Genomic DNA, 20,678 nt, shown 5'->3' with positions numbered 1-20,678 from the left:
TGGCACCCGACAACGCGCACGCGCTGCGCATCCGCCACTCCGCCTCGCTACGCGAGGGCCCCGCGCGCCGCGGCCGTGGGAGGTGCGCCCACCGAGGAGGCCGCCGGCGACCCGGCCGAGCCCTACGGTGCGGTCGTCTCACCTGAGCAGCTTCTGCACCGCGCGGAGCGGGCAGCGCGCCGTCAAGAACGACCCTCGATGCCAGCGAACGTGGTGAGGTAGGCACCGGTGTGTAGGACGTTGTGCACTGCTTATCTGGTGTCGGTGGTCATGTCTCGGCCAGGGTCGGGCGGGCAGCGATGGGGTGGGGCAGGTCGCCAGGCAGCAGGAGTTGCGGGATTTGGGCGAAGCGCCACCCTTGGCCGTCGGGGGTGAAGGTCCAAATGAGGTCGAAGCGGTCGGCCGGCCAGTGATCGGGTGGGCTTGGGTGCACCTCGCCCAGGTGGTGGACGATGCTGTGGAGGGCTTCGTGGTGCCAGGCGACAAGGGTGGCGCCGGGGCGGGTGCTGATCTCTTTTGCGAGGTGGGCCTCGTCACCGACGGCATAGCGTTTGACGACCACCAGGCCGAGGCGGGCCGCAAGCGGGAGGACGGTCTGCATTGAGCGTTTGCTGTGACCGCCGCCGTGGACGGAGGCGTCGAAGGCGGAGGCGTAGATGGTGTCGGGCCGTCTCAGCTCCGCGGGTGAGTCGCCGCGGGAGGGGCAGAACAACTCGACAAGCGCACCTGCGCGCATCCAGCCGACGACGGTGAGGCTGTGCGCGTCCTCCTGGCCGTCAAGGTCGACGCCCTGCGGGATAGCGGAAGGGTGCGGAGGTTTCTCCGCATGCCGGATCAGCATGATCATAACGGTGTCCGGTGGGCTAGACGCCCGACGGTGGGTTCGTCGAGCAACAACCCCGGGGAGTATACCAGCAGGGCCCGGGCGATCCCGACACGCTCGCCGCCGCCGCCGCCGCGACGACCGGCCTGCTCGCGCTCGCCCATGGCTCGCCGGCGTCCTGCTCGGCGTCGGCGGCCCGGTGAAGCTGTATCCGCTGTTCCTGCTGCTGCCGGTGGTCCTGGTCGCCTCCAGGGGTCGGGCGGTGGGGACCGCGGTCCGCACCGTCGCCGACGCCGCGATCGCGTGGACGGCCGTCAACCTGCCCGTGGCGCTGGTATGGACCGCGGGGTGGCGGGAGTTCTTCAGCCTGAACCAGGACCGGGGACCCAACCCCGAGTCGCTGTACAACATCGTGTCGCACTTCAGCGGCTGGCCCGGCTTCGACGACGACCTGCCGCCGAACGAGGCACCGGTCGTGCTCAACGCGGTGAGCGCCGCGGTCTTCGCGGCCTGCCTGGTCGCCATCACCGTGCTTGCGCTGGGGAGCCCGCGCCCGCCCCGGCTGGCGCCGGTGTGTTTCCTCGTGGTGGCGTCGTTCCTGGTGGTCAACAAGGTGTGGAGCCTCGCTGTGGCTGGTGCCGTTGGCGGTGCTCGCAATACCGCCGCGACGGCTGCTGCTGGGCTGGATGGTGGTCGACACCCTGGTCTGGCCGGCGACGATGCCGAGCTACCTCGGCACCGACAAGAAGGGCCTGCCCACCGACTGGTTCCTGGGCACGGTGCTCGTCCGCGACGCGGTCGTCGTCGTGCTCTGCGCCTGGTGGTGCGCACCGTGCTAGATAGCTGCTGGCCGTGGCCTGCGGGGATCAGTCGGAGCGGGGCCAGTGCGGCCAGGATGCGCCTACCGGCGGGTCGGGCCGGGCGCTGGCCGCGGCGCGGGCGGGGCGGGCGGGGCGGGCGGGCGGGCGGGCGGGCGGGGCGGAGGATTGCACGAACACCCCCGCCGCAGCGTCAGCACCGGGTACCGTTTGCGTTTCCCGGCGATGGTCACGGCGTCCTCGTAGATCGCCCACCGGCCCCGGCTTCCAGCCGGAGGTTCTCCCCGTCTACAACAACCCGGCCCCGGCGTGTCCCTCCGGCCCGCCGGTCACCAACGTCCTGGCCGAGTACATCTAGTCGCGACGCAAGACCTCCAGCAGCTCCTCGTACGGCCCGACGAGATACGCCTCGTCTCCCGCGGCGAACCGGGTGCCGCTGCGCGGCGGGTTCTCGATCTCCCCGGTGCGGGCGCGGCGGATCGCGATCACGCGGGTGCGGGCCGACAGCTCCTGCATCGCGATCCCGTCCAGGCCCCCGCCGGGGGCGACGGTCAGGCGACCCACGAGGAAGGCGTCTTGGCCGACGTGGAAGGTGCCGAGCACACCGAGGCCCAGCGCGGCGTCGACGAACCACGGCGCCACCAGCGCCTCCGTCGAGCGCACGTAGCGGAAGCCGAAAGCTTCGTGGACCGCCGCGCCGAGATCGCGGTCGAACACCCGCAGCACCACCGGGACGTCCGGCCAGCGGTCGCCGAGCTGGTCGCGCACCGCCAGCCCGGTCTCGATGTTGACCAGGTCGTTGCCCGTGAGCACGGCAACAGCGACCGCGGCGCCGAGGTTGACATCGGCGAGCACGGCCGCGTCGGTGGCGTGGCCGATCACGACGGGCACGCCCCGGGCGCGGACCTGGCCGAGGTGGCGGTTGTCCGGGTCGCGCTCGACGACGACCACGCGGTTGCCGTCGGCCAGCAGGTCGTGGACGACCCGCAGCCCGATCGACCCCAGCCCGACGACGATGACGTGGTCCTGGGTCGTCGCGGCCCGACGACGCCCGAACGACCGGGTCAGTCGGGTGCTCACCAGCAGGTCGGTGAGCAGCGCGAACAGGCCGGCGAAAAGCGCGACCCCGCAGAACATCAGCGCGATGGCGAACGCGCGCAGCCACGTCGCCTGCTGGGCGAAGGAGAAGTCGCCGTAGCCGACGGTGGCGATCGTCTCCACGGTGAAGTACGCGGCGTCGAGCACGGTCATGTGCGAGCCGTCGGCCTTGACGTACCCGAGCCGCAGCACGACGGTCGACAGCACGGCCAGGCCCAGCAGCGTCAGCAGCATCGTCCGCAGCGGGCGGTCGGCCTCGGCGCGCAGCGAGCGCAGCAGCGTGCGCAGGTCGGGGGCCCCGCCGTACTGCTCCAGCTCGACGGCGCGGGCCCCGCCGGCCGAGCGGACGCCGGCGGCGTGCCGGGCCCGCTCGTCCGGCTCGAGCGGAAGGTCGGGGACGTGCCGGGCCGCGAACTCCGCGGGTGTGCCGATGGCCGTCACCCTGTCCCCGGGCCGCACGGCGGTGTCGCGACCCGGCGACACGATCGTCGCCGTCCCATCCCGGGACACCGCGATCGGCGCCAGCTCGCCGTAGAGCTCGCGCAGTGTCGCGGGCCGGTCGACGATCAGGTCCGCGGCGAGGAAGGCCTGCCCGGCCAGCACCATCCGGCGGGGCCGGGCGCCCCGGCAGGCCTCGAGGACCGCGGGTGCGGCGAGGGCGGCGACGTCCAGGACGCTGTCCTCCCCTGCGGCCTCGGCCAGCGCCCGACCCACGGCCGAGTTGCCCATGCGGACGACCAGCCGCACGTCCGGCCGGACCCGCCGGACGAGCAGGGCGGTCTCCATGCTGCGCAGGTCGTCGTCGGGGACACAGATCACCGCGGCGGCGGTGTCGAGCCGCGCGGCCGCGAGCGCCTCCCGCGTACGGCCGGTCACCTGCGGCACACCCCAGCGCGCGAGGAGGGCGTCCGCGACGGGATCAGCGTCGTCGGGCCCGGCGGCGACCGCGACGGTGTCGACGCCGACGGCCTGCAGGTGCTCGACGGTGCGCAGCCCGACGCCGCGCACGCCGTAGACGATCACGTGCCCGGAGGGTGTGGGGTCGCCGCCTCCGGCGGCGGTGTCGTCCGGCGCAGGGGTGACCCCGTCGATGGCGGTCATGCGAGCATTGTCCTCGGCCGGCCCCAATGTACCGAAAGTAGCTTTCGGTACGTCCACCGCACCGAAAGCCACCTTCCGTTTCCTCCAGCCGGCGCCGGCTGTTAGTGCTCGGCCGCCACCGGTTCGTCGGTCTTCGAGAAGTGGTTGAACGAGGTTCAGCAGCACGGCGAAGATCGCCGTCGCATCCCGGACACGAAGATCGTCGCCAGCCACTCGGGAATGTGGTTGTAGACCCCGGGCACGGTGATCGGGATGATCCCGACACCGATCGACGCCGCCACGATCATCCCGTTCGAGTTCGTGAAGTTCACCCGGCTCAGGGTGCGGATGCCGGCCGCCGCGACGGAACCGAACAGCACGATGCCCGCACCGCCGAGGAGAGGGGCTGGAGGATGGCGTTCATGACCCGGCCCAGCACAGGCAGCAGACCGAGGACCACGGGGATCCCGCCACCCGTGGCGACGACGAAGCAGCTCTTGATGCCGGTCAGCGCCGCCCTCGAAGTCGCGCAGCCTGGCCAGCCACAGCGAGTTGATCGGCCGTGCCGCTCCCGGGCATCGCCCGCTTGCCGGTACCGAGCCCGTAACCCAACAATCAGCACGTGGTCCGGCTCTACGAGTACTACCAGGATGCGAGTGCCCCGCACCCGCACGACCTCCTGCCGGCCGCGTTTGCGGCAGCCCGCAACGCCGCCGGGCAAGTCCTGCTGGTTCGCCGCATCGACGACGGCAACTGGGAGCTCCCCGGAGGACGGATCGAAGTCGGCGAGACCGCCCGCCAAGCTGTGCTTCGCGAGGTCGCCGAGGAATCCGGGATCACGATCGAGCTCACCACGCTGTCCGGGGTCTACAGCGATCCCAGCCACGTCCTGGTCGATCCCGACGGCAGCATCCACCAGCAACTCGCGCTGTGCTTCCACGCCGTCCCCGCCAAGCCCGACAGCGGACCGCCGCGGCCGGACGGGATCGAGACCGACGCTGCCGGCTGGTGCGACCTCGCCGACATCGGCGAGTTGACCATGCACCCGGCCATGCGCCTGCGGCTGGACAACGCGATCACCGCACCCCGCCACACCCACTACGACTGAGTGGACAAGCTGGCGAGCTGCTTCGACACCGCGACCCGACCCGGCGCAGCGGGTAAGAGCAACAGGAGGAACCCTCCTCGAGGACGCTGGAGTACGCGGCGCAGTACGCGCTCATTTTCTTCGACACGGACAAGCCGAAGGTGCTCGAGCTACTGGACCGCGTGGCGAACACGGTTGGAGCGGCCGAGTTCGGGCTCCGCAATGATCTTCATCGCTGTTGCGAGTGCCATGGTTGCACGGGCCTGCGCGCGAGAGCGACTCGCTCAGCGTTGGTCAGCTCGCAGAAATCTCAACACGCTGAATTGACAGGTAAGGGATCGGCACCGTCACCCAGCACACGAGCCGCAGCCGCGTCCTGTCCGCTGCGCTGAGGCCGCTTTGGCCAGCTCACGCACGTGCGCCCCCAGCACCACCGCGCGCTGCCAGGTCCCGGACGGCTCGGTCACGTTGGGCAGCGTACCGGCGGCCCCTGTCGGTTCTGGTCGGCACATCAACGCCGCTGGACGGGCGGCGACGAGGCGATAACGCTGCGGCCTCGGCCGCGTTGCTCGAGGGATCACGGGCGCCTCCCGCCGTGGGCGACAGGGCTGTCGACATGACTCACGACCGTGCCACCTTCGACGACACCATGGCCACCTCCGTGCCCGGGGTGTGGGCCGCCGGGGACTGCCCGTTCTGGCTCAGTTGGTCCGACAACGACCGGGAAACCGGCTCGGTTCGTAACGAGTTCTCTACAGTGTGGATCCACCAGGCGCGTAGCGTGTCGGTCGCTGCGAAGAGGCCGGGGACATGATGCTGCTGACGTGACCAGCCAATCAACCCGCCGCAAAGGCCGCGGGCCGACTCCCACCTCAGCCATACCGAAGGATGCGTTCGACCCAGGCGAGTTTCTGTTCGTGCTCGTCGACTACCACCGCTCTCCGCTGGGGGCATGGACCGCCGTCGTGGACCCGATAGGGTTGCCTCCGGCCTCGCTGGATTCGGCCACTGCCCATGACTCCTTCCACAACGCCATGTACTTGATCAATGCGCTCTCCGATGAGGTGACCGCCTCGATCTCAACCATGCACTGCGTCGACGGTGATCCCACGGCCTGGGTCGAGCTCGCCTCCCAGGAAGGCTTCCTCGACTGCATAAGCGAAGGAGCGTCGTTGAGCAGCGCGCCATGCCGCCCAAATGGTCCGCCGATGCGGAAGCCCTGAAGGCAATAGGAGGCGCGGGCCGAAACACCGGTAGTAGACGACGGATTGATCAGCCCAGTCCTCCCCACCCTTGGCGAGCGCGCCCCCCAACAGCCGCCCGCTGCTCCCCGACGCTTCGACGACGGGCTCGCTCGCCCTCTCGCCGACACCACGCTGAGTCGCAACATTCCGGCACAGCTCATCCCGGTGCTGAAGCACTGGATCAACTTTGCTTGCCAGCACGACGACCAGGTCGCGGGACTCCGAGCGGTCTCTCAATCAACATGGCGAAGGCCAGCTCACGGCCTCGCTGCCTCGCCAGCCCTACTGAGAGCTGACAGCGGGGCAGCCACGGTGCCGTCGGCGGCACTGGCGGGCCGGCGCTGGCTAATCAGCTGCTGGATGACCTTCCGCCGGACGTGGTCGAGCTGGTGCGGGCGTGGGAACGCCACGTCGTGGAGGTGGGCACCGGCCTGCCGCCCGGCGCGCCGCCGGAGGCGCTGCCGCGCCCGGAGCTCGACTCGCAGCAGCGCTTGGTGCGGCAGCGAGAGGCGGCGAAGGCGGCGCAGCTGTCCGCCGCGGGCATGGCGACCAGCCCGAGGACGGTGCAGCGGATGCGGCATCGGTACCCGGCCGAGGGGTTGCGCGGAGACGTTCCGACGCTCGTGCGAGGTCCTGGGGATCTCGCTGCAGCCGGCCCGGCCGCGGACCCCGACCGACAAGAGCGTCATCGAGCGCACCCTCGGCTCGATCAACACCCTGTTCTGTCAGCACGTGGCCGGCTACACCGGCCGCGCCGCCACGGATCGCGGCCACGACGTCGCCGCCGAGGCATGTTGGTCACTGGCGCAGTTTCAGGAGCTGCTCGACGAGTGGCTCGTCGCCGGCTGGCAGGCCCGCCTGCACGAGGGGCTGGTCGGCCCCGACACCGGCCGGCGACTTTCCCCGAACGAGATGTATGTCGACGCGGCCGGCGACAACCAGGCCAGCGGTGAGGCCACGCAGGAGCCGGGAAACACGGATGACGAGATGGGCGTGGTGATCCCGTTCTGGGTGTTCGACGCGCACGCCGAGGCCCGGCGATGGCCATGACGTCGCCCCTGGAGCCGTATGACCCGCCGCCGGACGAACCGCTGGCGACCAAGGACGGCTGGTTCCGGTGGGTACATCAGGACCGGCAACCTCCGCCGCTGCTACCCGACGGGGCCGGGCCCGATCCGGGTGCACGCGCCGACTACGACGAGGCGCAATCGACCCCTCACCGCCCTGGCCACGCGGCTGACGCTGATCCACGAGGAGGGCAGGACCGCTCGCTGTCTTCAAGGCCTCACGGACGAACGCGGATGATCGTCTGCCCGCTGATCCGCTCGGTCGGATTGAAGGCCGCGACGGCATCGTCGAGGGTTGCGATGTTGCCGATGTTCGTCAGCAGCCGCCCGTCACGCACCCGCCGGACGATCTCACCCAGCTGGGCACGATCGGCCTCGACAACGAAGTCGACCGCCAGGCCGTCCGCGGGCCGCGCCTCGGGCGGGCCGGCGATGGTCACCAGCGTTCCTCCGGCCCGGATCACGCCTGCAGACCGCCTTTGGATGTCGCCGCCGATGACGTCGAACACCAGGTCGACGCCGCCGACGTCTTCCAGAGTGTCGTTCTCAAGGTCGACGAACTCCATCGCGCCGAAATCGAGCGTCTTCTGCCGGTCGACGGCGCGTCCGGTGCCGATGACGTACGCGCCGAACTCACGTGCGAGCTGAGTCACCATCGATCCGACTGAGCCGGCCGCGCCGTGCACGAGCACGCTCTGCCCCGCCTGAAGGCGGCCGTGCTCGAACAGTCCCTGCCACGCGGTCAGACCCGGCATCGGCAGGCTCGCGCCCACCGTGAACTCGACGTCGCCCGGCAGCGGTGCGAGGTTGCGTGCCTCGATCGCCACATACTCCGCCAGCCCTCCGCCGCGATACGAGTCCGTGAGGCCGAACACCCGCTGTCCCACTGACAGCCCCGTCGTGCCATAGCCGAGGGCGGTGACCACTCCGGCCAGTTCTTGCCCGGGAATCGACGGTGTTCGGTCACGGTCGACGCGATCGGTCCAGGTCGAGGGCCACGTCAGCTCACCCGAGGTGAATCCCGACGCATGAACCTGAACAACGACGTCGTTTATCGCCGGTTTCGGCTCGGGCCGCTCCACCAGCGTCATCCCGGCCGTTCCCGCGGCCTCATCCGTCACCACAATCGCCTTCATCAGGCACCTCCCTGCATCCAGTCCTCGCCGCCACATTCTGTGTCATTCTGTGGACGATATTGCGTCCATTATAATTTTGTGCAGAGGCACCGGGCCAGACGAGAATGTATCGCCACGACCGTCGGGCGCGCTGCTGCGCCAAACCACTGATGGCCGGCGGAGGCTTGCCGATCGATGCCACATACATTCATGCAAATCACCAGCCCGAACCCGATCACGTTTCCCACGCCAGTCCCGAGCAGGAACAAGAATCCCAGGCGTTTGCGCCGTAGGTGATCCTCGCCCGATGGCGGCGGCATTGCCGCCATAGGCCGGGTCCTTGCTCGGCACGCGCGGCTAGACGAGCAGCACTACCGGACCACCGCTGGCGCCCGCGATGACGCGCTCCAGCGCCGTCGCCGCCTCGACCAGCGGCAGCGCGGCGCCGACCGACAGGCTCAGCCGCCCATCCCCCAGCAGCGCACAGAGCTCCGCGAGCTGAGCGGCGTCCGGGCGCACATAGACGTCGGCGACGCTGATGCCGCGATCGTCCGCCGGCGGATCGCCGGTGATGGTCGCCATCCGACCGCCGTCCCGCACCGCCAGGACGGTGTCCGTGCTCCCACCGCGGACGGTGTTGACGGCGGCGTCGACGCCCACGCCACCGGTCAGCTCGCGGACGCGCTCGGGCCACCCGCTGTCGTGGTAGTCGAGCACCTCGGCCGCTCCGGCCTGCGCTGTCCGATCGACGCTGGACGGTCCGGCGGTGGCGATGACCCGTGCCCCACGCAGGGCGGCAAGCTGCACGATCAGCCCACCGGTCGTCCCGCCGGCGCCGTGCACGAGCAGCGTCTCGCCCTCGGCGAGCTTGAGCGAGTCGGCGAGGACCTGTTGCGCGGTCAGCGCGGGCACCGGGAACGCCGCCGCGACCTCCCACGACACGCCCAGAGGCTTCCGCACGACCAGAGCGGCATCCACCACGACGTACTCCGCCCAGCAACCCTGTTCACGCAGCTGCAGCGGGTGACCGAGAACCTCATCGCCCTGCCGAAGACCCGTGACCCGCGAGCCGACCGCGATCACCGTGCCGGCGACCTCCACGCCGAGCGCCATCGGCGGTGTCAGCCCGACATTCCACGCACCGGTGCGGACAATGTCGTCCCAGTTGCCGACGCCGGCCGCAGCGACCTCGATCACGACCTCGTCCGGACCGGGATCACGGGGGTCGGGAAGGTCGAGCAACTCGACCCGACCACCGAACTCACGCACTCCAGCAGCACGCATCACACCTTCTCCCCTTCACTAGGAACGACCTGGTACTTCGCGGACCATTCGGCGATGAGCGCGGATTCCTCCGCACCGCCGAAGGCGTAAGCAGGTGACGTGATCGGTTGAGCCTGATCGACGTGGACCAGGACAGCCTCGTGCGCGGGATAACCCGGTCCGTTCAGATCGAGCAGCCAGGCGTGCAACCACTGGTAAACCGGCGTCCCGGGACCATGAACCGCCGCGGTTCCGGTGAACCGATAGCCCCGGCGCCGGAGGACGTCCACCGAGTTCATTTCGATGCGCGGCTCCGCAGTGAGGTTGGCGATCGTCCCCGGCGAGGCGATGTTCATGAATGCCAGGTGCTCGTCGTCATACACCCGCACCGATCCCTTCGGCGAAAGGTTGGGCGACCCGTCAGGGCGCACCGTGGCGACGAAGGTGAGTTTGGCGGCCGCCACGATCAGCCGCATATCGGCGTCGATCATGCTCTTGCTCCTCTCGTTTCCCGAACGTCCGTAGCCGGCACCGAGCGGCTTTGGATGTTCGATCTCACGCACCCGCAGGCGCACCAGCGTCCGCGCTCGCGGTGACTGGCTCCATGCCGATCACGCTAACTAGCAATCGGTCCCGTAGTAGGGCCCAAAGCGATCGCAGAAATGGGTACCACTTCTGGACCGGAGATCCTCCTCCCGATCGGACCACCGCGGCCCGGCATGTCAGGAGCTCCTCGTCTCGCCGTTACCGGCGCTAGCCATGAGCGGGCGGATGCCCGGGTAGTTGTCCGTCGCGTAGAGCCGGTCACGGGACCTGGCGAGCCCGGCACGGACCTCGCGGATGTCGAGCCGGGTGAGCTGGCCGTCGCGCTTGACGAACTCGCCGTCCACGAGGACGGTGTCGACGTTCAGCCCACTGCCGCAGCCGACCAGAGTGGCGACCACGTCGCTGACCGGCCACAGGTTGGAGTCGGTGGCCCGGACGAGGATGACGTCGGCCCGCTTGCCCGGGGTCAGCGACCCGACCCGGTCGGCCAGCCAGCAGGCGTGCGCGCCATTGATCGTCGCCGCCTCGAGCGCGTCCTTGGTGGAGAAGCGCAGGTCGGCGGTGTGCATGACCTCGCTGCCTGTCGCGTACACGCGCTGCGCCTGGACGGCGCGCTCCGCCCACAGCGCGGCGCGCATCTCGTCGAACATGTCGCCGCTCGCGGCGATCACCGAGTCAGTGCCGAGTGCCACCCGCACCCCGGCGGCACGCATCCGGCCCATCGCCGGGGTGCCCATGCCCATCGCCATGTCGGCGGACGGGCAGGCTGTGGCCGTCCCGCCCGCTGCGGCGAGCAGCTCGAACTCGGCGGGGGTGGTCGCGCAGCAGTGCGCGAAGTTCATGTCGGCACCGAGCAGGCCGGCCTCGGCGAGCTTCTTGATCGACTGGTCAGACGACGAGGGGCGGCCTTCCGGCGTGCCGACGTGCATCGACATCGGGACGCCCAGTTCGCGCGCAACGGCGATGTCGGCGGCGGTGATCTCCATTGTCGTCACCTCGGGGCCTTGTACGCCGAGGGCGAAGGTGAGACGGTCCTCGGCGTCGGTGAACAACTGCCTCCGCACCTGCCGAGCGTGCTGCCACACGTCGCCGGCCTCCATGACGCCCTTGAACTCGTTCAGCCTGCGGGTCATGGACGAGCCGTAGGCGAACAGCGCGCGGATGCCGCTGTCGCGCAGCGCGCGGATGTCGGCTTCGGCGTGGTCCGGGGTGTTGATGACGTGGCACCAGTCAAGGACGGTGGTGACGCCCCGGTCGAGAGCGTCGGCGGCGCCGGCCAGTGCGCAGTCGTAGACGTCTTCCGGCGTGAAATGTGCCGCGATCATGGGCCACTGGCTCTTGATCAGGTTCTGGAAGACCTGGTCCATAGAGTCCCCGCGGGTGCCGGTCTGCCAGAGGTGACGGTGGCTGTCGACGAAGCCGGGCATGACGATCATGCCTTCGGCGTCGAGGACCTCGTCGGCGTGCTCATCCGACAGGTCGGCGCCCACCGCGACGATCTTGTTGCCCTCGATGAGCACGTCGCCGACCCTGAAGTCGCCCACCGCGGCGTCGACGCTGATCACGGTCCCGCCGCGGATGAGAATCCTGCGCATCCGTTCTGCTCCTTCTTGCTTTTGGTTCTTGTCTTCTTTGCTGGGGTTAGAGGCGGTCCCGCAGTGGGCGGTCGCGCCCGTAGGTGCCCACGACGGCGAGGATCACGACGCCGAGAAGTAGCTGCTGGGTGGACGCGCCGAAGCTGTGGCCGACCAGGATGGTGGTCAGCACGATGAGGATGAGCGACCCGACCACGGTGCGCCAGTAGCCACCGATCGCTCCGACCAGGGACGTTCCGCCGACGATGACCGCTGCGATCGTGAGGAACAGGTACTGGTCTCCGATGTTCGGGTCCCCGGTACCGCTCCACGCGGCGAGCAGATGGCGAAGACCACCCAGAACACTGCCATCGGCGCGACCAGGATGCCGCCCATCTTGCCCACCGGGGAGACGAACTGCGTCAGCCACTGCGGCACCCCGCCGTATACGGCGCCCTTCGTTCCCGCCAGCACACCACCCGCCACAATCGAGCCGGTCGCCGGCTAGGTGGCTGACGGCCCCGGAATGTCAACGTCGGTATCCATGACATTGTTCAGGAAGTTGGTCATCGAGAACTGGACCGTCAGCGCCACGATCTCGAGAATCTGAGAGTCCTTGTAGCCGGCCTTCCTGACTGCATCGAGATCAGCGTCGCTCACCTTGCCGTGAGTTTCGATCACCTTCTTGGCGAAGGCCACGGCCGCGCTCCGCTTGGGGTCGGAGGCGCGGCCCTGCTGGAAGAGCTCGATCTCCTCCGCTGAGATTCGACCGAAGTTCGTGGCGGTGAACGTGTGGATCGCCTTGCAATAACTGCCGCCGTTGACTTCGGTGACCGCATGCGCGATGCCATGCTTGGTGGTCGCGTCGAGGGTGCGGCTGAGCGCGGTCTGAAGACCATTCACTCCGTTGAGTACGGCCGGGCTGAGGGACAGCGCGCGATGCATGTTCGGGATGAAACCCAGCTGCTTCTCAATCGCTTTCAGCACGGGCGATGACGCGTCGGGAATTTCCTGGCCTGCTGGAAGTGGGATACGGGACATTGATTTCTTCCTCTGTCGTGCATTGTCGCGGCCGGGTTGGGCCGCGGCGGGGTGAGTAGTTCGTCGGCAGGATCTGGAGCAGCTTGCAGCTTTGCGACGCCAGGACTGTGCAGGCAATGCTCCGAATCGAATCCAGAACGCTCATGACGGGCACCCGTCCTGCTGGCGCCTCCCGGCCGGTCTGCGGGAACCGCCGCAGGCTCTCCAGCCCCTCGCCGGCGAACACCGCAGCGACCACCCGGCAACCTCCCGCCAGAGCCCGAAGATCCCCGGGTCAGAAGCCTGTTCGGCCACATCCGCCCGATTTTTCCCGAGTACGACGGCTTGCGCACACGTGTCAGGCGGGCTGCCGCACGGCCGTCCCCTGGTTGTTGTCGATCAGGTAGCGCCAGACTCCGTCCGCGCCGCGGCGCAGGACATCGCTTGCCGTGCCATGGAAGTGCACGTGTTCGCCGTCGGGACCGGTGCCGTCAATTGCTCAGTCCAGAATGATCACGGCGATGTTGTCGTTGGTGAACACGTGGCGCGTGTTGGCCTTCAGTCGGCCGAAACTGACCAAGTGCTTGAGATCGGCGGCCATCTCGGCGTGACCGGTGACGGTCCGCCCGTCGGGCTTGACGAGCATGACCTCCGGCTCGTACAAGGGCATCAGCTCGTCGACCTTGCCGGAGTTGAATCGCTCAACCAGCGCCGCGACCATGTCTTCAGGCTTGGTGGGAAGTGGGAAGGACTCGGACATTTCGGTCTCCCGTTCGTGTTGGTTGAACTGCGATGCGGTGCGGCCCGGACAGCGGTGAGCCGCGCCCTCGAGTGCCCCGCACTCCTCATTCGACATCGACGCACCCAAAGGGTCTGCCAATCCACGAGCCACTCGGGTCAGGGTCGCCTCGGTCATTTACCCTTATTTCCTGCGGAGGTGGATCTGGCTCCGGTTATCTCGCCAGGCGCGGTACTGCAGTGAACTGGCCTCGGAGTCGTAGCGGCTATCGACGCCGATAGGGCGCACCGATACCAGGCCCGGCGCGATGTCGCTGGTGGCTCGCCTGCGGCGCATTCCCGTTGGAATGCGCCGGCGCAGTCCCACCGGCCTGCAGTCCGGCGGGGCGCCGCAGTCCCTACCAAGCTAACCAGGCCGAACTCTTTGGTCCAGTATTCGCGAGGTTGAAGTCCGATACTCGCTAGACAGTTTTCGCGCTTATCATCCGATTCGTCTCGATCACTTGCCGTTGACGAGGCATCATTGGTTGACGGTTTTGCGTAGCTGGCTCCCAATGTGGAGTCGGCAGTGCAGCGGACGTTGGACTCAACATTCCGAATTTCGGCGGACCGCAGCGTCAAGCTGGCCCGCATGGGATCAGGTCCGGGACGGCCGGCGCCGTGGATGCGTGCCGCGGTCGCGATGCTCGCCGTCGCTGGGGTGCGAACCAGTTACACTCCTGCTCGTCTACCGCAGCACCTCACACCTGCCCGATATGTTCGTCTCACTGGCGTTCGCCACCTACGCGCTCGGACTGATTCCGGCGCTGCTGGCAGGCGCCGCCCTCCCCGACCGTGGCTCAGTGCACTTGACAGTGGCTCAGTCATCTTGCCCACAGGTTTCTTACACAAATTTCACCTCTCACTGCTCGTAGTTGGCTCGGCAGGAGCGCAGCACCCGGGTGACCCATCGGTCATCCGCGATCGGAGGGCTTGACACCACGAGCCGCATCGGTGGCGCCACGTACTCGGCTCCTTCCCCATACGGCCGGTGCGACCAGCCGTGAACGAGGGCGAACTTCGGCGAATCGTTAGACGAGACAGGTTCGAAGGGCTAGTGACACAGTCCGGGCAGCAGCCCTCGAGGGGTCGCTGCCGCAGGAGCTGCGCCTGGTTTGGACAGCGACGCGCCGACTCGGTCGTCCGCGGGCCCGACGTCATGCGGAAGGTGCACGCGCTGGAGCGGCGGCGAGGGGCGGGCAGGCGGCTACCTCGAAGCGCTCGATCCCGATCGCGCGGTCGCCTTCGGCCTGGTGACCGCTGTCGATGCCGACCGGATCGTTGTGAAGATGGAGATGCAGTGCGGGCCGCACCGCGTCGTGTCGCTCATGGGTACCGAGGCGGTCAACGAGCTAGGGGTGGCGCCTGGCGTTGTCGCCGTCGGGGTTACCAAGTCGACGAACTTGCTCGTCGAGACACCCGCCAATCCTCTGCGAAGCGCAAAGTCGGGGTACTGACCGCGCGCCGCCGCGACGAGCATTCACGGTGCGACCGGCGCGCACGACGGTCCCGGGGAGAGTCGTCGGGAGAGCCTGCGAGTGTGATTCCCGGGACCGGCGTCGAGATGTCGTGGACCACGGGTGTGATCGGGTTCGCGGCAGGGGTCGTGATCGCGGTCGTGGGTGTTCCTGCTGCCGGTCCAGCTCAGCGGCGTCGCCGGCCCCGGAGCACTGATCCGCTACTGGCGCGACAGCCGGGTCGCCGGCCCGACAACCCGGCTGCTCGTGCTTGGAACCCTGCCCGACGTGGTGATCGGCACGCTCATCCGGGTGTTCCTCGTGCCCGGCCCTCGGGTGTTCCGTCTCCTCATCGCCGCGGTCCTACTCCCCTGGGCGTGTGGCTTGGCGCCCGCACCCTGCGCCCGCGCCGCCACCCACCCGACCGGCCACAGACCACGAACCAGGCCGACAGCCGCACCCGATGACGAGCCGCTCCATCACCGTGCTGGCCGTCGCAGTCGGCATCGTGGCGGCATCTACGGCCTCGCCGCGGTGGACGTGCCCACGATGCCGAATGATTTGCGCTCGTAGGCGGACGAGAGGACACCGACCATGAACGGCTTTTCGCGTCGCGGATTGCTCAAGGCGACGGCGGTTGCCGGCGCCGGTGCGATTGCTCGCGGCGTGCGCGTTCTCCTGACTGTGTTCGCCTCGCGGATTCATCATTTTCATAGTGTGCGCGATGAACGCGGGGCGACGGCGTTCCGTTGGCCGAACGCACCCGGTCGCTATGAGTCGGGCAAACGCCACCCATGCTCGGCGGGAAGACGCAAGGCCTCTCTCGGCCCCCACGAGCCGCGTGGGTAATGCATCGGCCGCGGGGGGTTCCGCAGCAACGGGTCGCACAGGAGCCATAGCAACTCGACCTGTTCCGTACTGATGAACAACATCGAGTCGCCGCGCATGACATCAAGAATCAGGCGCTCGTAGGCTTCGAGCGGCTCAGCTTCCGGGAACGCCTCGACGAGGGCCAGCCGCATTCTGCCCCGACCGAGCCTGAACGCGGCGCCGGGCACCTTAGCCCGGACGTCGGCGAAGATCGTCGGGTCGTCGGTGAGTTCGAGGACCAGTTCGTTGCAGGTGTCGTTTACGTCCCCGGGGAAGATCTTCAATGGCGGTTCCCGGAAGCCGATCGTGATCGTGCGCCGGCCCTCGGCGAGCGCCTTCCCCGTTCGCAGGTAGAAGGGGACGCCGATCCAGTACCAGTCGTCGACGTAGACCTCCATAGCGACGAACGTCTCCACGGTCGAGGCCTCATCGACACCAGCTTCGTCGCGATACCCGTCGTACTGGCCGAACACGACGCGCTCCGGATCGATGGGGCGGATCGCGCGGAAAACTTTGATCATCTCATGATGCAACGAGTCCGCGTCCATGTGTGCCGGCGGGGCCAGCGCCACGAAGCCGAGCAACTGGAACAGGTGGGTGGAGATCATGTCCCGGAATGTGCCGGTCGATTCCATGAACTCCGCCCGGCCCTGAATGTCGATCTGTTCCGGCACGTCGATCTGGACGTAGCAGATGTGCTGATAGTTCCACACCGGCTGGAAGATCCCGTTGGCGAAGCGCAGCGCAAGGATGTTCTGCACGGCTTCCTTGCCGAGGAAGTGATCGATCCGGTAAATCTGGCGCTCTTCGAAGAAGTCATGCAAGGTCTCGTTGAGCCTGCGGGCCGATTCAACGTCTTTGCCGAACGGCTTCTCGAGGACGATCTTCGCCGAACCGGGCACGTCGAACGTGCCGAGCATACGGACTACGCTCTCCGTCGCTGACGGTGGAACCGCGAGATAGTACAGGATCTCGCAGTCGTTGCCCAGCTCCTTGGCCGCCTCCGCCACGGCCCTTTCCAGTGCGGCTCCGTCGTCCTCGAACGTGGGCACGAAGCTGATCCGCCGGGCGAACTCCTGCCACGCGAGGTCGTCGATCGTCCCCCGGTAGACCTCCATGGCCGCGTGCACCATCGGAAGGAAGGCATCCTCGGTCCCCGGCGCGGTGCGACTGGAGCAGATGAGGCGGAAACGCTCGGGCAGCAGGTGGAGATGCCAGAGGTGGAACAACGCCGGGAACAGCTTGCGCCGGGCGAGGTTGCCGGTCGCGCCCATGACGACGAGGACGTGCGGGTCGAGCGGACCCTCGTCGGCCGCCTCGATCGGTGGCCGGCCTCGTGCAGCGGATTCCGGGTGCGTCCTCATTCGAGTCCTGTCCGGTCCAGCGCGTCCTCGGCGGCGCTGATGTGCCGCAGCGCTTCCGCCGCGGCTGCGGCGACGAGTCCGGTCGGGACCCCGCCTGGCTCGAACTCGGCGGTGAGGAGGTCACGGACGTCACCGAGCAGCTCGTACGCCCGGTTGCGCGCCTCCTCGAACGTCATCATGTCCTGCGGTCGCACGGCGCCTCCCGATGCTGGGGTCCCGTCACGCGAAGGCCTCCTCGACGTAGCACCAGCGCCAGTTCTCCCGGGGTCCGAGTACGCCGGCGTGCGCCCGCGCGTGCCGCATTGGCGAGGAGTCGCAGCACCCGACGTGACCGCACGTGAGGCACAACCGCAGGTGCGCCCACGGCGTGCCCATGCGCATGCACTCCTCGCACCACTGCGGGGTACAAGAGACGACGTCACGGATCGACGCGACGTGCGAATCCATGACGCGGCCAGGAACCCGGTACCCCGCGGTCACCGCCCCTCCAGTCCCCGAGCACGAGCGCGGCACCGATGGCCGACCTCACTGACCGATAACGCCTTTGAGAACAAGGGCGGCTCGACTAGGACCGGCAGCGGCGCTCGCTCCGCCACATCGGTGAAGGCGTCGTCGCCTGAATCCGTGAGCCAAGGCAGGGCGCTGCGGCAGTTGCCACATTTGGCCACCCCGTCACCCACCGCGGGAACTCGATTGTGCTTCCCGCAGTGCGGACACTGCACCACCGTCGAACGCTCTTGCCTGACGGTCCTCGCGTGATCGGCCATGACCGGGCTCCCGAGGTGGACGGCTCATTCCACCATCTCAGCGCGGTCGGGACGTCGAACGGGTCCCGCGGGGCTAACCTCGGGGAAGGCCGTCGCCCTCCCGGGCCGATCCCGATGCCGCCGACTTGCCCGGTCCGGTCGAACCTGTCAGGTCAAGCGTCGTTTGCGGTCCGGTCTGGCGGGCAACACTCTGGCTCCGCCTGGAGCGTCCGAAGGATTCGGTCAGGGTCGACAGTCGGGCGCGAAGCTGCGGCGGCTTCGAGTTTGCTCGCGGTCGATCCGCGAGAATGCCGTGGCGCTTGAGACGCACGCGTTGGTGTCGGAAGCGAGCGGCAAGCTCGTCGGCTCGGCCAGGGAGGCGGTCCAGCGCAGCTACGAGCCGACCGTGCCCTGGAGCACGACCCCGTCCTGGTTGAGCAGCTGGCCTACCGCTGCGGTAGCACCCGCCCACAGGCCAGGGTCCCTCAGCCCGACCACCGCTCGACCCCCCGCAGGGCTCCTTTCGAGCGTCTCGGCGACCAGCCGCTGCCGCTCTTCCGCCTCCTCGTACCGGTGCACCACCTGCTCGGCGCTCCTGCGGATTCCCCCAAGGTCGTCCTCGCGGGAGTGGACCGCGAACGTCCCGGCTACGAGCTCCCACACAGTCGGTGCGCGTGGCCGCCGACGGCGACGATGTCGAACTCGTGACGGCGGGCCTTCTCGCCCAGCCGAGCGCGGCGGCCATCAGGCGCCGTGATCACGCACACCGGCGGCCGTCCGGAGGGCGGCTACAGGGGACGGCGGACCTGCTCGACGCGGGCATGTAGTCGCCCTTCTGGCGCCGTCCAGGCGACCTCTTCGCCCGGCTGCGCCCCGAGTAGCGCCCGCCCTAGTGGGCTCTCGGGCGTGACGACCGGGACGTCCTCGTCGGGAAAGCGGCTGACCTGTACGGTCTCGCAGGAGCCGTCGGGGAAGCGAAGCGTCACCCCGCTGTAGAGGCCGACCCGCTCGGACGTGTCCCCCTCGGGCCGCCCCGCCTCCCAGAGGTAGTGCGCGAGGTCGCGGATACGGCGGTCGACCCAGTCGATCTCATCCCGGAGTTCGGTTGTCTCTCCCTGCTCGCCGAAGTCGTGCGGCCGGTGATCGTCGGACACGAGACTCTCCTCGAGCTCGCGCCTGCGCGTCCGCAGCAGCTCCAGCTCCTCGAGCAGCGCGTGGCGCTCATCGTGCGCGGCTACGTTCATACACCACCGTCGCACCGGTAGCCGCCCGGCGCGCTGGCCCGCCAGGACGGATTTCCTCCGATTCCTTCGGTCCCGCAGGAGGAGGCATCAGCCGATCCTTCCGGGAGGGCAATGGGCCGCCGGAATCGTTACCTGCCAGGGGCAGGCTATCCGAGCGATCGGTCACGGTGGAGGCCGGAACCCAGCCGTCGACTCCGCGAAGGTGAACCGATGTGAGCGCCACGGGACTCGTTACGTTCGACTCGACGCCTGCGAAGACGAACGGCATTCTGAAGCAGATCGGACAGGCCTACGAATGGCCGAAGGAGCGCCGCAACCAGTTATACAGCGCCCTCCGGGCTGTCCTGCACCCCGTGCGCGATCGAGACCGCAACGGTGCCCGCAGGGGGAATCGAGTGCCCGTCCTGGCCATGCCAGGTCCGTGCCAGGACCGGTCCGGTCGAGGACAGTCCCTACGATGACGGCCGTACCGCAATCCCGCACCTTCGAAATCCTCGGCCTCGACCTCAACGGATACGTCGCGATGCCCCCGAACCCAACCGGGCTCGTGCTTTTCGCGCGGGGGCCAGGGGGCAGCCACGACGACGAGCGGGATGTGCGCGTGGCGAACGAGCTCAGCACGGCGCAGATTGCCACTGTCAGGGTCAACCTGCTCACAGAAGCGGAGCAGCGGATCGATGCCGCGACAGCAGAGCTGCGGTTCGATGCAAACCTCCTGGGCGTGCGCACGATCGCGATGATCGACCGGTTGGCGTCCGATCATGCGACCGCGAGCCTTCCCGGCGGCGTCCTGGGCGCCCACGCCGCCGCAGCCGCATGCCTGATCGCCGCGGCGGCGAGGCCGGATTGGGTGCGGGCGGTCGTCTCGCCGACGGGCCGGCCGGACCTCGCAGGCGAGTTCCTCCTCATCGCGCGGGCGCCGACCCTACTCGTCGTGGGCGAGTACGACGCGCAGTTACGCGCCCGCAACGAGGACGCCGCGGACCGCATCGCCGGCCCCACCCGAATCGCTGTGCTCGACGACGTAGGCCACGTGATCGACGAGCCGAGGGCGCAAGTGGTCCTGGCGGAGATGTGCCGCGACTGGTTCCGCGCGCACCTGCGCCCCCGGGCGAAGGCGCGCGCTCGGTGACCGAACGTGTCCCCGTCGGTCGCGCTGTTGCTCGAGCTGGGCATCCTGCTGATCGTGCTGAGCGTGTTCGGCACGATCGCGCACCGGCTGTCGCTCACACCTGTGCCGCTGTACCTCCTGGCGGGACTGGCCATCGGCGACGGCGGCCTCTCGCTCGTCCCGAGCTCGAGGGCCTACATCGAGGTCAGCGCCCAGATCGGCCTCGTGCTGCTACTGCTCATGCTCTGGTTGGAGTTCTCGAGCGACGAATTCGCCGAGAGCTTGCGGCGCAGTCTTCCATCCTTCCCGAGGCCCCAGCCGTCCTCACAGTGATTGTGTTCGAAGACTTTGGATATCAGCCTGACCGCGCGTCG

Annotated in this window: 22 protein-coding genes and 1 pseudogene; 8 read left to right on the top strand and 15 right to left on the bottom strand. The window is 68.6% G+C overall.

The window, feature by feature from the left end; genetic code table 11:
• Positions 1-268: 268 nt before the first annotated feature.
• Entirely contained in the window at positions 269-847 is a 579-nt protein-coding gene (locus ABD743_RS14540) for a hypothetical protein (protein WP_344722570.1), read from the bottom strand.
• Between ABD743_RS14540 and ABD743_RS14535 the strand changes: the two are divergent.
• Positions 840-1,412: pseudogene (locus ABD743_RS14535) on the top strand (glycosyltransferase 87 family protein); the annotation flags it as partial. The gene ABD743_RS14540 and the pseudogene ABD743_RS14535 sit on opposite strands and share 8 nt — an antisense overlap.
• Positions 1,413-1,458: 46 nt before the next feature.
• A complete protein-coding gene (locus ABD743_RS14530) occupies positions 1,459-1,662 on the top strand; it encodes a hypothetical protein (RefSeq protein WP_344722569.1) in 204 nt (67 codons plus the stop codon).
• Positions 1,663-1,995: 333 nt separating this feature from the next.
• On the opposite strand, the gene ABD743_RS14525 is transcribed toward ABD743_RS14530, so the two are convergent.
• Together ABD743_RS14525 and ABD743_RS14520 are read right to left on the bottom strand one after the other, a co-directional pair.
• On the bottom strand, positions 1,996-3,840 hold the full coding sequence (locus ABD743_RS14525; protein ID WP_344722568.1) for a potassium channel family protein: 1,845 nt from the start codon (positions 3,838-3,840) through the stop codon (positions 1,996-1,998).
• 155 nt (positions 3,841-3,995) lie between these two features.
• Entirely contained in the window at positions 3,996-4,199 is a 204-nt protein-coding gene (locus ABD743_RS14520; RefSeq protein WP_344722567.1) for a hypothetical protein, read from the bottom strand.
• A 242-nt stretch (positions 4,200-4,441) separates the two neighbouring features.
• On the opposite strand from ABD743_RS14520, the gene ABD743_RS14515 reads away from it, so the two are divergent.
• The 3 genes from ABD743_RS14515 (at position 4,442) to ABD743_RS14505 (ending at position 7,200) form a co-directional block, all read left to right on the top strand.
• Positions 4,442-4,927: an NUDIX hydrolase gene (locus ABD743_RS14515; protein WP_344722566.1), complete on the top strand. Its 486-nt coding sequence runs from the start codon at positions 4,442-4,444 to the stop codon at positions 4,925-4,927.
• Between the two features lie 803 nt (positions 4,928-5,730).
• Complete coding sequence (locus tag ABD743_RS14510) at positions 5,731-6,129, top strand: hypothetical protein (protein WP_344722565.1); 399 nt, start codon at positions 5,731-5,733, stop codon at positions 6,127-6,129.
• 753 nt (positions 6,130-6,882) lie between these two features.
• On the top strand, positions 6,883-7,200 hold the full coding sequence (locus tag ABD743_RS14505; protein ID WP_344722564.1) for a hypothetical protein: 318 nt from the start codon (positions 6,883-6,885) through the stop codon (positions 7,198-7,200).
• Between the two features lie 235 nt (positions 7,201-7,435).
• On the opposite strand, the gene ABD743_RS14500 is transcribed toward ABD743_RS14505, so the two are convergent.
• From ABD743_RS14500 to ABD743_RS14470, 7 genes are all read right to left on the bottom strand, one after another.
• Positions 7,436-8,353, bottom strand: a complete 918-nt coding sequence (locus tag ABD743_RS14500; RefSeq protein WP_344722798.1) for an NADP-dependent oxidoreductase — start codon at positions 8,351-8,353, stop codon at positions 7,436-7,438.
• 336 nt (positions 8,354-8,689) lie between these two features.
• Positions 8,690-9,616: an NADP-dependent oxidoreductase gene (locus ABD743_RS14495; protein WP_344722563.1), complete on the bottom strand. Its 927-nt coding sequence runs from the start codon at positions 9,614-9,616 to the stop codon at positions 8,690-8,692.
• Entirely contained in the window at positions 9,616-10,086 is a 471-nt protein-coding gene (locus tag ABD743_RS14490) for a pyridoxamine 5'-phosphate oxidase family protein (protein ID WP_344722562.1), read from the bottom strand. The genes ABD743_RS14495 and ABD743_RS14490 overlap by 1 nt, the downstream gene beginning before the upstream one ends.
• A 231-nt stretch (positions 10,087-10,317) precedes the next feature.
• Complete coding sequence (locus ABD743_RS14485) at positions 10,318-11,736, bottom strand: amidohydrolase family protein (protein WP_344722561.1); 1,419 nt, start codon at positions 11,734-11,736, stop codon at positions 10,318-10,320.
• A gap of 46 nt (positions 11,737-11,782) precedes the next feature.
• Positions 11,783-12,145 (bottom strand): hypothetical protein, encoded by a 363-nt coding sequence (locus ABD743_RS14480; RefSeq protein ID WP_344722560.1) that lies wholly within the window; start codon positions 12,143-12,145, stop codon positions 11,783-11,785.
• A gap of 74 nt (positions 12,146-12,219) precedes the next feature.
• A complete protein-coding gene (locus ABD743_RS14475) occupies positions 12,220-12,756 on the bottom strand; it encodes a carboxymuconolactone decarboxylase family protein (RefSeq protein ID WP_344722559.1) in 537 nt (178 codons plus the stop codon).
• Between the two features lie 478 nt (positions 12,757-13,234).
• On the bottom strand, positions 13,235-13,651 hold the full coding sequence (locus ABD743_RS14470) for a YybH family protein (RefSeq protein ID WP_344722558.1): 417 nt from the start codon (positions 13,649-13,651) through the stop codon (positions 13,235-13,237).
• A gap of 976 nt (positions 13,652-14,627) precedes the next feature.
• Between ABD743_RS14470 and ABD743_RS14465 the strand changes: the two genes are divergently transcribed.
• Positions 14,628-14,969 carry a hypothetical protein gene (locus tag ABD743_RS14465; protein ID WP_344722557.1) on the top strand — a complete coding sequence of 114 codons (342 nt, stop codon included), beginning with the start codon at positions 14,628-14,630 and terminating at the stop codon, positions 14,967-14,969.
• A 770-nt stretch (positions 14,970-15,739) separates the two neighbouring features.
• Here ABD743_RS14465 and zwf read toward each other — a convergent pair.
• From zwf to ABD743_RS14440, 5 genes are all read right to left on the bottom strand, one after another.
• Positions 15,740-17,203, bottom strand: a complete 1,464-nt coding sequence (gene zwf / locus ABD743_RS14460; protein WP_344722556.1) for a glucose-6-phosphate dehydrogenase — start codon at positions 17,201-17,203, stop codon at positions 15,740-15,742.
• The gene (locus ABD743_RS14455; RefSeq protein ID WP_344722555.1) at positions 17,200-17,397 is read right to left on the bottom strand and encodes a hypothetical protein; all 198 of its coding nucleotides are present in this window, start codon (positions 17,395-17,397) and stop codon (positions 17,200-17,202) included. Before ABD743_RS14455 ends, zwf begins: the two co-directional genes overlap by 4 nt.
• Before the next feature lie 25 nt (positions 17,398-17,422).
• The gene (locus tag ABD743_RS14450) at positions 17,423-17,584 is read right to left on the bottom strand and encodes a ubiquitin carboxyl-terminal hydrolase family protein (RefSeq protein ID WP_379659153.1); all 162 of its coding nucleotides are present in this window, start codon (positions 17,582-17,584) and stop codon (positions 17,423-17,425) included.
• Positions 17,585-18,342: 758 nt separating this feature from the next.
• Positions 18,343-18,612: a hypothetical protein gene (locus ABD743_RS14445; protein ID WP_344722554.1), complete on the bottom strand. Its 270-nt coding sequence runs from the start codon at positions 18,610-18,612 to the stop codon at positions 18,343-18,345.
• A 125-nt stretch (positions 18,613-18,737) separates the two neighbouring features.
• The gene (locus ABD743_RS14440; protein ID WP_344722553.1) at positions 18,738-19,193 is read right to left on the bottom strand and encodes a GreA/GreB family elongation factor; all 456 of its coding nucleotides are present in this window, start codon (positions 19,191-19,193) and stop codon (positions 18,738-18,740) included.
• 457 nt (positions 19,194-19,650) lie between these two features.
• Here ABD743_RS14440 and ABD743_RS14435 point away from each other — a divergent pair, with 457 nt between their 5' ends.
• Positions 19,651-20,325 carry a dienelactone hydrolase family protein gene (locus tag ABD743_RS14435; protein ID WP_344722552.1) on the top strand — a complete coding sequence of 225 codons (675 nt, stop codon included), beginning with the start codon at positions 19,651-19,653 and terminating at the stop codon, positions 20,323-20,325.
• Between the two features lie 6 nt (positions 20,326-20,331).
• Entirely contained in the window at positions 20,332-20,637 is a 306-nt protein-coding gene (locus ABD743_RS14430) for a cation:proton antiporter domain-containing protein (RefSeq protein ID WP_344722551.1), read from the top strand.
• Positions 20,638-20,678: the final 41 nt, after the last annotated feature.

The sequence above is a fragment of the Pseudonocardia yunnanensis genome, assembly GCF_039534065.1.
GTDB classification, from domain to species: domain Bacteria; phylum Actinomycetota; class Actinomycetes; order Mycobacteriales; family Pseudonocardiaceae; genus Pseudonocardia; species Pseudonocardia yunnanensis.
This window is presented reverse-complemented; position numbering and strand designations above follow the sequence as displayed.

Bases quoted from the DNA above. Each gene is read 5' to 3' on its own strand.
- ABD743_RS14540 (WP_344722570.1), bottom strand. From the start codon at position 847: ATGATCATGCTGATCCGGCATGCGGAGAAACCTCCGCACCCTTCCGCT.
- ABD743_RS14525 (WP_344722568.1), bottom strand. From the start codon at position 3,840: ATGACCGCCATCGACGGGGTCACCCCTGCGCCGGACGACACCGCCGCC.
- ABD743_RS14500 (WP_344722798.1), bottom strand. From the start codon at position 8,353: ATGAAGGCGATTGTGGTGACGGATGAGGCCGCGGGAACGGCCGGGATG.
- ABD743_RS14495 (WP_344722563.1), bottom strand. From the start codon at position 9,616: ATGCGTGCTGCTGGAGTGCGTGAGTTCGGTGGTCGGGTCGAGTTGCTC.
- ABD743_RS14490 (WP_344722562.1), bottom strand. From the start codon at position 10,086: ATGATCGACGCCGATATGCGGCTGATCGTGGCGGCCGCCAAACTCACC.
- ABD743_RS14485 (WP_344722561.1), bottom strand. From the start codon at position 11,736: ATGCGCAGGATTCTCATCCGCGGCGGGACCGTGATCAGCGTCGACGCC.
- ABD743_RS14475 (WP_344722559.1), bottom strand. From the start codon at position 12,756: ATGTCCCGTATCCCACTTCCAGCAGGCCAGGAAATTCCCGACGCGTCA.
- ABD743_RS14470 (WP_344722558.1), bottom strand. From the start codon at position 13,651: ATGACCGAGGCGACCCTGACCCGAGTGGCTCGTGGATTGGCAGACCCT.
- zwf (WP_344722556.1), bottom strand. From the start codon at position 17,203: ATGAGGACGCACCCGGAATCCGCTGCACGAGGCCGGCCACCGATCGAG.
- ABD743_RS14450 (WP_379659153.1), bottom strand. From the start codon at position 17,584: ATGCGCATGGGCACGCCGTGGGCGCACCTGCGGTTGTGCCTCACGTGC.
- ABD743_RS14440 (WP_344722553.1), bottom strand. From the start codon at position 19,193: ATGAACGTAGCCGCGCACGATGAGCGCCACGCGCTGCTCGAGGAGCTG.
- ABD743_RS14435 (WP_344722552.1), top strand. From the start codon at position 19,651: ATGACGGCCGTACCGCAATCCCGCACCTTCGAAATCCTCGGCCTCGAC.